We start from the raw sequence: 11,523 nt of genomic DNA, 5'->3' as shown, positions 1-11,523 counted from the left end.
TCGGGCGTGATTCAGGCCTGTCTGCAAGACGGGCTGCGGGCCGCTGGCCTGCCCGAGGATGCCATTCAGCGCGTGCCGACCCGCGACCGCGCCGCCGTAGCCGAGATGCTGCGGATGACCGATTATATCGACGTGATCGTGCCGCGTGGCGGCAAGGGTCTGGTCGGACTGGTGCAGCGCGAGGCGCGGGTGCCGGTGTTCGCCCATCTGGAAGGCATCGTGCATGTCTATGTCGACAAGGCTGCCGATCCCGAAAAGGCGCGGCGCGTGGTGATGAACGCCAAGACCCGCCGCACCGGCATTTGCGGCGCGGCCGAGTGTCTGTTGCTCCACCGCGACATTGCCGCGACGCTGGGGCAGGAGCTGATCGACATGCTGATCGAAGCCGGTGTCGAAGTGCGGGCGGGCGAGGGGCTGAAAGGTTCCGTCGTCGCCAGTGACGAAGATTGGGGCAAGGAATATCTGGACTCGATCATCGCCGCCAAGATCGTCGATGATGTCGATGGCGCGATCGCCCATATCCGCCGCTATAGCTCCAGCCACACCGAATGCATCATCACCGAAGATGACGCCGCCGCCGACCGGTTCTTTGAACGGATCGACAGCGCGATTCTGATGCGCAATGCCTCGACCCAGTTTGCCGATGGCGGCGAATTCGGCATGGGCGGCGAGATCGGCATCGCCACCGGCAAGATGCATGCCCGTGGTCCGGTCGGGGCCGAACAGCTGACCAGTTTCAAATATATCGTGGTCGGTGACGGGACGGTGCGGCCTTAAAACCGCAGGCTCAGGCTGGTCTCGGTTCGGGTAACCGACAATTGGCGACCGGCCTTGGCCACGGCGGCAGGCAGCAAGGCGAATTGCACTTCCGCAGGTGACAGGCCGGCGGGCGTTTGGCCGCTGTCCAGACTGGCCCAAAGCCGCGGGTCGGCGCCGATGCGTTTGGCGCGGGCGGTCAGGGTCCAGACCCCGCCATCCTGCGCAAGCGTCAGATCGCCACCCAGCGGCAGCGCGGTTTCAACCGTCAGCAGCGCCAGCAGGGCGATCCGTGCCTCGTCGCGCGAAATCACCGTGGGCAGGCTGTGGGTCAGTCGCAACCGGCGGCTGGCAAAGCCGGTGTCAAGAATATCGGACAGGTCCGATACCGGCACGGTCTGGCCGGTGCTGGACTGGCCAAAAGCGATACGAAACAAGCGGATACGGGCATTCGCCGCCTCGACCGACTGGGCCATCAGCGCAAATTCCGGGCTGTCATCGTTCAACCCGGTCAGCGTCAACAACTCAAGCCCATTGCCGATTGCCCCCAGAGGGCTGATAAGGTCGTGACAGATACGCGAGCCCAAAAGGGCGCTCAGATCGGTCTGGGTGTGCGGTCTGGTCATCGCACTCCCCGCTGGAAAGGAACCGCCATGCGCGACTTGAACGATATGCTTGAGCCGGGGATGCTGGTCCGGCACGCGGGCCAGCCCGATTGGGGGCTGGGGCAGGTGCAGTCGAACATCAACGGCAAGGTGACGGTCAATTTCGAACACCAGGGCAAGGTGGTGATCGACGGGGCGCGGGTCGAGCTCATTCCGGTATTCGATTCCTGACCTGTTGGTGTGCACGTTCCAGATGTGCATGAACAACCTTAACGGGTGGTTAACACGGGTCAACCGCCAGTGAGGTTGCCAAAGCCGCCTCCGCTGCCTAGAAGAGCGGCGAAACAGACCGGGTTCCAGTCGCAGCATATGCTTTCCGCCGACACACATTTCGAGCTGAAACTCGCCACCGATCCGCAGGATCTGCGGGCGGCCCAGCGTTTGCGGTATGAGGTGTTCGTCAGCGAACTGGGCGGTGACGGCGCATTGGTCGACCATCAAAAGCGTCTGGAGATGGACGCGTTCGACCCCCATTTCGACCACCTGATCCTGATCGACAAGACCCGCGATCGCGCGGCGCTGGACCATGTTGTCGGGGTTTACCGGGTGCTGCGCGGCGAGCAGGCTCAGGAGCTGGGCCGGTTCTATTCCGAATCCGAATATGACCTGAGCGCGCTGAAATCCTGTGGCCGCCGGTTGCTGGAACTGGGGCGCTCGTGCCTGCACAAGGATTATCGCGGCGGCACCGCGATGATGCATCTGTGGACCGGGCTGGCCGATTACGTGCTGGAGCACCGGATCGAGGTTCTGTTCGGCGTGGCCAGTTTTCACGGCACCGACACGGCGGCGCTGAAAATGCCGCTGGCCTATCTGCATCACTATCATCTGGCGCCGCCCGAGTTGCGGGCCCGCGTCCTGCCTGATCACGGTCAGCGCATGGACCTGATCCCGCGCGACCAGATCGACCGCAAGGCGGCGATGCTGGCGACTCCGGCGCTGATCAAGGCCTATCTGCGGCTGGGTGGCTATGTGGGCGAGGGCGCCTATATCGACCATCAGTTCAACACCACCGATGTCTGCCTGATCATGGACACCGAAAAGATGAACGCCAAAAGCCGCGCCATGTATGCCCGCGAGCATAAACGATGAGCAAAGCCTGGATTGACGACATTCCGGAAGAGCCCAAGATCACGCCAGCCGGCTGGCTGCGGGTGGTCTGGCGCGGCACTATTCTGGGCACGATAACCTTTGGCTGTCTGGGGCTGTTGCTGCTGGTGCGGCTGGTCGAGCGGCCGATCTGCGGCCTGCACCGTCCGGTGACGCCGCATATCAGCCAATTCGTCTGTCACATGGCCTTTGTCATCCTGCGTATCGAGTATCGCGTGACCGGCCAGCGCATGACCCAGCGCGGCGCGGTGGTGGCCAATCACAGTTCGTGGCTGGATATTTTCACGCTGAACGCCCGCAAGCGGGTCTATTTCGTTTCGAAAGCCGAGGTTGCGAACTGGCCCGGTATCGGCTGGCTGGCGCGCTCGACCGGCACGGTGTTCATTCAGCGCGACCCGCGCCATGCCAAGCAACAGAAAGAACTGTTCGAGGCGCGCCTGACCGCCGGGCACAAGCTGCTGTTCTTTCCCGAGGGCACCTCGACCGACAGCCGCCATATCCTGCCGTTCAAATCGACGCTGTTCGCGGCGTTTCTGACCGACAGCCTGCGACCGTTCCTGCATATCCAGCCGGTGACGGTGATCTACCGCGCACCGCAAGGTGCCGATCCGCGGTTTTACGGCTGGTGGGGCGATATGGAGTTCGGCCCGCATCTGTTGAAGGTGCTGGCGCAGCGCAAGCAAGGCTCGGTCGAGCTGGTCTATCACCCGCCGCTGAAGGTGTCGGATTTCGACAGCCGCAAGGATCTGGCGCGGGCCTGTGAACAGGCCGTGCGCAGCGGCATGCCGGATTAAAGCGGACGGATTTTCAGCCGGGTGATGCGGTTGTCCTTGCGGCTGACCACTTCGAAGCGGAAATCGTGAAAGCTGAACACCTGACCCTCGCTCGGGATCATCTGCGCCTCGTGGATCACCAGACCGGCGACGGTGTTGGCCTCTTCGTCGGGCAGGTTCCAATCGGTGGCGCGGTTCAGGTCGCGGATCGTCATCGAGCCATCGACCATGTAATTCCCATCCTCGCCACGGCGCACCGGATGTTCGGCATCAATGTCGAATTCATCGGTGATTTCGCCAACGATTTCCTCAAGGATGTCCTCTAGCGTGATCAGCCCTTGCAGCGCGCCATATTCATCGACCACCAGCGCGAAATGCGTGTGGCGGCGCAGGAATTCGCGCATCTGGTCATCCAGAGTCGTGGTTTCCGGCACGAAATACGGCTTCATCGCCACTTCGGTGATCTTGAAGGTTTTCAGCGCCTCGGTCGAGCCGCCACCCGAGCCGCGCACCAGCTTGTCGATGGCCCGCAGCATGTCCTTGGCATGGACCACGCCGATGATGTTTTCCGGGTCGTCGCGATAGATCGGCAGCCGCGTGTGCGGGCTTTCCAGACATTGCGACAGCAGAACCTCGGGGTCCTCATTGGCGTTCAGCATCGAGATATTCGAGCGGTGCAGCATGATTTCTTCGATCGTGCGGTCGCTGAGATCCAGCGCGCCAAGGATGCGGTCGCGGTCCTCTTTCTGGACCAGACCTTCGGAATGGCCCAGATGCAGGGCGCCGGCGATTTCCTCGCGCACGGCCAGAATATGGCTGTCGGGGTCGGTCTTGACGCCGAACACCGCCAGCACACCGCGCACCAGCGCCCGCACCGCCGCCACGACGGGCGAAAACACCAGGATCACCACGCGAATGGTCGGTGCCACCCGCGCCGCCGCGATTTCGGCATTGGTGATGGCATAGGTTTTCGGCAGCACCTCGGCAAAGACCAGCACCAACAGCGTCATCACCAGCGTTGCCAGCGCCACGCCGCTGTCACCGAACGCCCGCGTGAACAGCGCCGTCGCCAGCGAGGCGGCAAGGATGTTCACCATGTTGTTGCCCAACAGGACCGAGCCGATCAGCCGCTCGTTATCCTCGGTGATCTTCAGCGCGGTATCAGCGCCTTTTGAGCCCTTGTCGGCCTGACTGCGCAGCTTGCCGCGCGAAGCGGCGGTCAGCGCGGTTTCCGAGCCCGAAAAGAACGCCGACAGCAACAGCAGCACCAGAATGCCTCCGGCGGTCAGCAGAAATGCGGTGTCAAAAATCGGGGCGGTGTCCATTGGTTGTCCTGAGAATGGTTTGGGCTGTTATGGGCATCAGGGCGCGGTCGATCAAGGGGGGCTTAGTCCTCGGCCAGCGGGTGATGCGTCAGAACCAGCTGGCGCAGGCGTTCGTCCAGCACATGGGTATAGATTTCGGTGGTGGAAATATCGGCATGGCCCAACAGGGTCTGGATCACCCTCAGATCCGCGCCCCCGGCCAACAGATGCGTGGCAAAGGCGTGGCGCAGCGTGTGCGGCGTGACCTTGGCCGGTGAAACCCCCGCCTGCACCGCCAGTTCCTTGATCAGCGCATAGAACCGGTGCCGGGTCAGGTGGCCCTCTTTGCTGGAGGACGGGAACAGGAACGGGCTGACCTTGCGCCCGTCCTTGCGGGCGGCGGCGTCCTGGGCGTCGCGCTCGGACAGCCACACCGCCATGGCGTTGCGCGCCGGGGGCGACAGCGGCACCATGCGTTCCTTGTCGCCCTTGCCACGGATCAACAGCATCCGCGGATCGCCGCGCGCGGCACTGGTGGTCAGCGAGACCAATTCGCTGACCCGCATCCCGGTGGCATAAAGCACCTGCATCAGGCAGGTGTCGCGCAGCGCGGCGCGGCCGGTGGTGGCGGCGTCCAGCAAGCGGTCGACCTCGTCGATGCTCAGGGTTTTCGGCAAGGCGCGCGATTTGCCCGGCCCCTTGATCTGCAGCGCCGGATTGTCGCCGCGCCAGCCTTCTTCATAGCCAAAGCGATACAGTTGCTTGATCGACGACAGCCGCCGGGCGCGGGTGGCCTTGGCCAGACCCTGCGCATCGCAATCGACCAGATAGCCGGTGATATCGGCCTCGGTCGCGCGCTCAATGCCGATCTTGCGCCGCTCCAGCCAGTCAGCGAAATCCCTCAGGTCGCGGGCATAGCCCAACAGCGTGTTGCGGGCGGCGGCCTGTTCGGCGGCATGGGCGTCGAGAAAGGTCTGAATGCGGCGGGCGGCGTCGGGGGTCATCCGCGCCGCTCCAGCAGCATCAGTTCCAGCCCGGCGCGGCGGGCGGTATCCTCAAGCCCGACCTGACGCAACAACGACAGCCCCGAGGTGATATCGGCGACGTCGCCCAGCGCGCCATCGGTGATCAGGTGCAGGGCTTCGAGAATCGCTTCGCCCAACCGGTCTTGGGTCAGTTTGGCCATCAGCGACGGTGTCTGGCTGGGCGCGGTAAAGGCGCGGGCAACGGCGTCGGCGATCGTGCCCTCGGGCTTGGCGCCGGTCATGTTGCCTGCGGCGATTGCCGCCAGAAACGCCATCTCCGGGCCGTCCTGTTCGGTGATGCCGGTGGCGATGACCTCGTAATTCGCCGACAGCAGGCCGATGGTCAGCGCCAGACGCCGGGCCTCGCCGGTCAGGGGCAGCTTGGCCAGCCGCTCGCCATAGAGATCGGCAAAGTTCACCTCAAGCTCGGATTGCTGCATCGCTGCCCAAGCGCCGGGCAAGGCGCGGGCCACGCGGGTGGTATCGCCCGACAGCACCGCCACATCCAGCGCCTGAATTGCCCCGACCCGTTCCCATATCCCGCCCGAGGCCGCCGGGCGGCGTTCGGTAAAGATGCCCAGCAGCCGGTTCGCCGGAATGGCGCCGCTATGGGCCAGACGCTCGGCAGCTTCCAGACGGGCCTTCCAGCCCGAGTTGCTGCGCAGATCGGCCTGTGCAAAGGCCAGCGGCAAGCTGGTGGTGGCCAGCGGTTCGCCGATGGCTTCGAACATGCGGAACACCAGCGGGCTGGGGCGCAGGGGCGGGTCCAGCGGGATGTCTTCGCTGGTCAGTTCCGCGTCAAGGAACCGCGCCAGCAGCGCATCCTCGTTGTCCGAGATATAACCCAGCGCCGTGCCGGTCTCTAACGTCAGCGCCGCCGCCGTCCAGTCGCCGCCACGGGCAAGGCAGAAAATCCGCGCCGGGAACGTGGGCGCGATATCAGGTGCGGCGCGCATCGCGGCACAGGCGCGGTCCTCGTGCCCGGTCAGCAGCGACACATCGAACCAGCGCCGGAACAGCGCCGGATTGGTCGGCCCGGCGCGCTCAAGCAACGCTTGCGCCTGATCCAGCGCGCCCAGCTCCAGCAGCTTGTCCAGCCGCGCCAACAAAACCACCCCGTCCTGTTCATCTGTGTCCTCGGGCGGTTCAAGTTCGGCCAGCAACAGCGTGTAAAGCAGCCCCTGAACCGATGGCAGAACGTCGGCCTGTTCGCTGGCCAGCATCAAGGCAATATCGCGTGCGGCGCTGTTCGCCCACAGGTCCGCAGGCAACCCGGTGACGGCGGGCGACAACAGCCCGACCGCATCCAAACGCGGCTTGCCCAGCGGTGTCACCGTGACATCCCCCGGCGAGGCGCTTTCGGGCACCTGCGTTGCGGCGCCCTGATCGGTCGGGTTGGCCACCGAATCCGACAGCCAGTCGATCACCGACAAAGGCGCTTCGGCGCGGGCGGGCAGGGCGGTGATCGCCGCCAGCACCAGCGCCGCGCAAAGTAAGGGGTTACTTGCCATCCAGAACAACCGGTTGGCTGACCTGACGTATCTGCGGATCGAGGTCTCCCAGATAGGCATAGCCGACCAAACCGACCAGCCCGACGATAATCAGGAAAACCAACACTTTGAAAATCCGCCCCATACTGCCCGCCTTTGTTGCGCCGCGACTGCGGCGAGTGGAATTTGTTCGCGATTATATATGGTATTTTCCGCAAGTTCACGCCATTGAGGGGCGGAATTTTAAACGCTTGGCGGGAGGTTGCCGGTTTTGCCGTGGCAACTGCATAAAACTGTTGTGATGGTCGGCATGATGGGCGCCGGAAAAACCGCGATCGGCACTGCGCTGGCGCGTCGTCTGGGCGTGCCGTTTCTGGACAGCGACGAGGAAATCGTCAAAGCCGCCAACATGACCATCGCCGAGATATTCGAGCGCGACGGCGAACCGTTCTTTCGCCGCAAGGAAACCCAGGTGATCGGGCGGCTTCTGGAAACTGAATGCTGCATCCTGTCCACTGGCGGTGGCGCTTTCCTGTCCGAAGAAAACCGCAAGATGATTTCCGAACGCGGTGTCTCGGTCTGGCTGAAGGCCGATATCCATCTGCTGTGGAACCGGGTCAAGCACAAGGACACCCGGCCCTTGCTGCGCACGCCTGACCCTTACAAGACCCTGTGCGAAATCTACGAAGCGCGGGTGCCGCTTTACGCCAAGGCCGATCTGACGGTTCAATCGCGCCCCGATTATTCGGTCGAGGCCATGACCGATACGGTGATCGAGGCCCTGTCCACCCGCCCCGATGTGCTGAGCAAACGCTAGGAGAGTTCGATGGAAACCGTTCACGTCCCGCTGCCCGGTCGCGAATACGACATTCATATCGGCCCCGATCTGTTGTCAAAGGCAGGCGCCTTTATCGCGCCGCTGCTGCATACGCCGCGGGTGTCGGTCCTGACGGACGAGACCGTCGGCGCGCTGCATCTGGACGGTTTGCGGGCCGGGCTTGCGGCCTCGGGCATCGAAATGTCGGCGCTGGCATTGCCTGCAGGTGAATCCACCAAAGGCTGGGAACAATTCAGCCGCGCGGTGGAATGGCTGATCTCGGAAAAGGTCGAACGGCGCGGTATGGTCGTGGCGCTTGGCGGCGGGGTGATCGGCGATCTGGCGGGCTTTGCCGCTGCGGTGTTGCGCCGGGGCGTGCGGTTCGTGCAAATCCCGACGTCCTTGTTGGCGCAGGTCGACAGTTCGGTTGGCGGCAAGACCGGGATCAACTCGAAACAGGGCAAGAACCTGATCGGTGCCTTTCATCAGCCCAGCCTTGTGCTGGCCGATATCGACGTTCTGGGCACGCTTGAGCCGCGCGATTTTCTGGCCGGCTATGGCGAGGTGGTCAAATACGGCCTGCTGGGCGATGCGCAATTCTTTGACTGGCTGGAACAGAACGGCCCGGCTTTGGCGCGTGGCGATCAGGCCGCCCGCATCCGCGCTGTGCGCCGCTCGGTCGAGATGAAGGCCGAGATCGTCGTCCGCGACGAGACCGAACAGGGCGACCGGGCGCTGCTGAACCTTGGCCACACCTTCGGCCATGCGCTTGAGGCCGCGACCGGCTATTCCGATCGGCTGTTGCATGGCGAGGGCGTGGCGATCGGCTGTGCGCTGGCGTTCGAGCTGTCGCAGCGCATGGGCCTGTGCAGTCAGGAAGACCCGTCGCGCATCCGGGCGCATCTGGATACGATGGGAATGAAGAAAGACATCCGCGACATTCCCGGCGATCTGCCGGATGCCGATGGGCTGTTGGACCTGATGGCGCAGGATAAAAAGGTGCTGGACGGCAAGCTGCGGTTCATTCTGGCGCGCGGGATCGGGTCGTCTTTCGTGACCTCGGACGTGGACCGGGCGCTGGTGCGCGAGATCCTGACAACCGCGCTCAGCGACCGCTGATCACCATCAATTCGCCGATATTCTCGCGGGTGATAAAACCGATCATCGCGCCGTTCGGGCCGGTAATGCCGACGGCGGCGGTGTTTTCCGCATAAAGCGCATCCAGCGCATCGGTCAGCCGCGCGGTCAGCGGCAACGTGAGGCCAGCGGGCTGCATGATTTCCGAGATGCTTAACGGTTTGTGTTCGGCCTTGTCGGCGGCAAAAATCGCGTTGCGGGTCAGGAACCCGGCCAGCGTGCCATCGGCATGCAGCACCGGGAATTCCGCCTGCGTGGTATGGATCAGCGCCATATTGGCCGCATGCAGGCTGTCCGAGGGGGCCAGACTTTCGAAATGGGTGATCATCGCATCGCGCGCCAGCATGTTGCGGGCCAGCGCGCGTAGTTGCACCTCGGAACTTTCGGCCCCGGCGGCCATATAGACGAAAAACGCGATCAACAGCAAAAGCGGGTTGCCCGAGGCCAGCCCGAGAAAGCCCAGCAGAAATGCCATCACCTGACCGGCAGCGGCGGCAATGCGCGTGGCCTGCACACGGTCGGTAAAGATCGTCACCACCGCCCGCAGAACCCGGCCCCCATCCATCGGAAACGCCGGCAGCAGGTTGAACAGCGCAAGGAACAGGTTGACCGAGGCCAGCCGCGCCGCGAACGACACGGTTTCGGGCGACATCACCGACAGATCGTCCAGCGAGGCCCGCGCGCCGAACACCAGCGCCAGCACCGCCCAGATCACGATGTTCACCGCCGGACCAGCCAGCGCCACAAGGATTTCCTGTCCGGGTTTCTCCGGCATCCGTTCCAGCCGCGCCATGCCGCCGATCGGCAGCAGGGTGATGTCGCGGGTGACAATGCCATAGCGCCGTGCCGTCAGGGCATGGCCGTATTCATGCGCCACAACGCAAGCGAACAGCGCCAGAATGAAAAGCAGGCTGTCGATCGCCGCCGCTTGGCCGTTTTCAACGTAAGCCGCGGCGCCGATCCAGAACAGCAACAGGAAGAACGTGACATGGACCCGCACCGTCGAGCCGAAAAGCCGCCCGATCTCGAATGACCATGTCATGTTCTGTCCTTCCCTTTGCCGCGTTCCTTAGAACGGGATTTCGTCGTCCATATCGGCCGGGCCCGAGGGGCCGCCGTAACCGCCACCTGCGCCGCCGCCGGTGTCGCGACCACCGCCATAACCACCGCCCGAGGGTGCGCCGCCGCCATAGCCGCCACCCTGGCTGCCGCCACCGCCGCCGCCTTCGCCACGACCATCCAGCATGATCAGCGAGCCGTTAAAGCCCTGCAGAACGATCTCGGTGCTATAGCGGTCCTGACCGGATTGGTCCTGCCATTTGCGGGTCTGAAGCTGGCCTTCGATATAGACCTTGCTGCCTTTGCGCAGATATTGCTCGCAGACCCGGACCAGACCTTCCTGAAAGATCGCGACCGTGTGCCATTCCGTGCGCTCGCGGCGTTCGCCGGTGCTTTTGTCTTTCCAGTTCTCCGACGTGGCGATGCGCAGGTTACAAACCTTGCCGCCATTCGAAAATGTCCGAATTTCAGGGTCGCGGCCCAGATTTCCCACCAAGATGACTTTATTGACTGATCCAGCCATGACCGTGCTCCCGTCGATTCCGTTTCGTTCCAAGGGTTACATCATCGCAGCCCGGTGAATGAAAGGTGAATTTTGGCCCGATGGCGCCGAATATGCGCCTAAACCGGGGTTAGAGATTGCAATTCCACGCGGCTTTGCCCCTAGGGTGCAATTCCGCCCGCGCTGGTTTGGGGTCAGGTCTGGGGCAGGCCCGGAGAGAACCGGGACACTGACCTATCAGGAGACCCAAATGCGTAAATACATGATTGCCCCGGCTTTGTCGCTGTCGCTGGCGGTTGCCCTTGCGGGCCCGGCGCTGGCCTCGCGCTATGAAAGCGCACATCCCGAGACCGCCGCTCAGATCACCGCCATGCTGGCCGAACAGGGCTATGAGGTGCGCAAGATCGAAACCGAAGACGGCCTGATCGAAGTCTACGCCCTGAAAGACGGCAATCGGGTGGAACTGTATCTGGACGCCGAGCTGAATATCGTTCGCGTCAAATCCAAGGACTAAGGCGGGCGGCGCGATGAAACGTATCAAAGTCTGGGATCCGCTGGTTCGGGTGTTTCACTGGTGCCTTGTCGCCGGCATCGTCGCTGACGGCCTGCTGATCGAGGAAGACTCGAAGTTGCATGAACAAGTGGGGCTGACGGTTCTGGCTTTGATCGGCATCCGGCTGATCTGGGGCGTGATCGGCACCCGGCACGCCCGGTTCAGCGATTTCCCGCCCAGTGTGCCCGCAGCTTTGGGGCAGGTGGCGGATATGGCCACCGGCCGCGAGGGCGTGCATCTGGGGCATACGCCCCTGGGGGCGCTGATGATCTATAACCTGCTGGCGACCGTGGCGGCGATCGGGGTCACCGGCTGGATGATGACCACGCGGATGT

The 11,523-nt window shown here is 63.5% G+C and carries 15 protein-coding genes; 8 read left to right on the top strand and 7 right to left on the bottom strand.

Going from position 1 to position 11,523, the window contains the following annotated elements; all coding sequences use genetic code 11:
• A partial coding sequence (locus ABYW26_RS04155) for a glutamate-5-semialdehyde dehydrogenase (protein WP_372603537.1) occupies nt 1-777 on the top strand: 777 nt, incomplete at its 5' end.
• Here ABYW26_RS04155 and ABYW26_RS04150 read toward each other — a convergent pair.
• Nucleotides 774-1,382, bottom strand: a complete 609-nt coding sequence (locus tag ABYW26_RS04150) for a histidine phosphotransferase family protein (RefSeq protein ID WP_372603536.1) — start codon at nt 1,380-1,382, stop codon at nt 774-776. The two genes, ABYW26_RS04155 and ABYW26_RS04150, sit on opposite strands and share 4 nt — an antisense overlap.
• A 27-nt stretch (nt 1,383-1,409) precedes the next feature.
• On the opposite strand from ABYW26_RS04150, the gene ABYW26_RS04145 reads away from it, so the two are divergent.
• The 3 genes from ABYW26_RS04145 (at nt 1,410) to ABYW26_RS04135 (ending at nt 3,322) form a co-directional block, all read left to right on the top strand.
• The gene (locus ABYW26_RS04145) at nt 1,410-1,592 is read left to right on the top strand and encodes a DUF3553 domain-containing protein (RefSeq protein ID WP_372603535.1); all 183 of its coding nucleotides are present in this window, start codon (nt 1,410-1,412) and stop codon (nt 1,590-1,592) included.
• A 138-nt stretch (nt 1,593-1,730) separates the two neighbouring features.
• A complete protein-coding gene (locus ABYW26_RS04140; RefSeq protein ID WP_372603534.1) occupies nt 1,731-2,510 on the top strand; it encodes a GNAT family N-acetyltransferase in 780 nt (259 codons plus the stop codon).
• Nucleotides 2,507-3,322, top strand: a complete 816-nt coding sequence (locus ABYW26_RS04135) for a lysophospholipid acyltransferase family protein (protein WP_372603533.1) — start codon at nt 2,507-2,509, stop codon at nt 3,320-3,322. The genes ABYW26_RS04140 and ABYW26_RS04135 overlap by 4 nt, the downstream gene beginning before the upstream one ends.
• Here the strand turns inward: ABYW26_RS04135 and ABYW26_RS04130 are convergent.
• The 4 genes from ABYW26_RS04130 to ABYW26_RS04115 all read right to left on the bottom strand — a co-directional run bounded on the left by ABYW26_RS04130 (nt 3,319) and on the right by ABYW26_RS04115 (nt 7,265).
• Complete coding sequence (locus ABYW26_RS04130; protein ID WP_372603532.1) at nt 3,319-4,626, bottom strand: HlyC/CorC family transporter; 1,308 nt, start codon at nt 4,624-4,626, stop codon at nt 3,319-3,321. The genes ABYW26_RS04135 and ABYW26_RS04130 overlap by 4 nt on opposite strands.
• Before the next feature lie 62 nt (nt 4,627-4,688).
• Nucleotides 4,689-5,609 carry a site-specific tyrosine recombinase XerD gene (locus ABYW26_RS04125; protein WP_372603531.1) on the bottom strand — a complete coding sequence of 307 codons (921 nt, stop codon included), beginning with the start codon at nt 5,607-5,609 and terminating at the stop codon, nt 4,689-4,691.
• A complete protein-coding gene (locus ABYW26_RS04120; RefSeq protein ID WP_372603530.1) occupies nt 5,606-7,141 on the bottom strand; it encodes a hypothetical protein in 1,536 nt (511 codons plus the stop codon). The genes ABYW26_RS04125 and ABYW26_RS04120 overlap by 4 nt, the downstream gene beginning before the upstream one ends.
• Nucleotides 7,131-7,265 carry a hypothetical protein gene (locus ABYW26_RS04115; protein WP_372603529.1) on the bottom strand — a complete coding sequence of 45 codons (135 nt, stop codon included), beginning with the start codon at nt 7,263-7,265 and terminating at the stop codon, nt 7,131-7,133. Before ABYW26_RS04115 ends, ABYW26_RS04120 begins: the two co-directional genes overlap by 11 nt.
• Nucleotides 7,266-7,391: 126 nt before the next feature.
• On the opposite strand from ABYW26_RS04115, the gene ABYW26_RS04110 reads away from it, so the two are divergent.
• Both ABYW26_RS04110 and aroB read left to right on the top strand, forming a co-directional pair.
• Complete coding sequence (locus ABYW26_RS04110; protein ID WP_372603528.1) at nt 7,392-7,937, top strand: shikimate kinase; 546 nt, start codon at nt 7,392-7,394, stop codon at nt 7,935-7,937.
• 9 nt (nt 7,938-7,946) lie between these two features.
• Entirely contained in the window at nt 7,947-9,056 is a 1,110-nt protein-coding gene (gene aroB / locus ABYW26_RS04105) for a 3-dehydroquinate synthase (protein ID WP_372603527.1), read from the top strand.
• On the opposite strand, the gene ABYW26_RS04100 is transcribed toward aroB, so the two are convergent.
• Nucleotides 9,043-10,116 (bottom strand): site-2 protease family protein, encoded by a 1,074-nt coding sequence (locus tag ABYW26_RS04100; RefSeq protein WP_372603526.1) that lies wholly within the window; start codon nt 10,114-10,116, stop codon nt 9,043-9,045. The genes aroB and ABYW26_RS04100 overlap by 14 nt on opposite strands.
• A 27-nt stretch (nt 10,117-10,143) precedes the next feature.
• Complete coding sequence (gene ssb / locus ABYW26_RS04095; protein ID WP_372603525.1) at nt 10,144-10,656, bottom strand: single-stranded DNA-binding protein; 513 nt, start codon at nt 10,654-10,656, stop codon at nt 10,144-10,146.
• Between the two features lie 229 nt (nt 10,657-10,885).
• On the opposite strand from ssb, the gene ABYW26_RS04090 reads away from it, so the two are divergent.
• Both ABYW26_RS04090 and ABYW26_RS04085 read left to right on the top strand, forming a co-directional pair.
• Nucleotides 10,886-11,149, top strand: a complete 264-nt coding sequence (locus tag ABYW26_RS04090; protein WP_372603524.1) for a PepSY domain-containing protein — start codon at nt 10,886-10,888, stop codon at nt 11,147-11,149.
• Between the two features lie 13 nt (nt 11,150-11,162).
• The coding region (locus tag ABYW26_RS04085) for a cytochrome b/b6 domain-containing protein (protein ID WP_372603523.1) at nt 11,163-11,523 on the top strand (361 nt) is incomplete at its 3' end.

Origin of the sequence: Actibacterium sp., assembly GCF_041584535.1 — a bacterium.
Lineage (GTDB): Bacteria > Pseudomonadota > Alphaproteobacteria > Rhodobacterales > Rhodobacteraceae > Actibacterium_D.
Note: the sequence above shows the minus strand (reverse complement) of the source record. Positions and strands in the feature narration are given on the sequence as shown.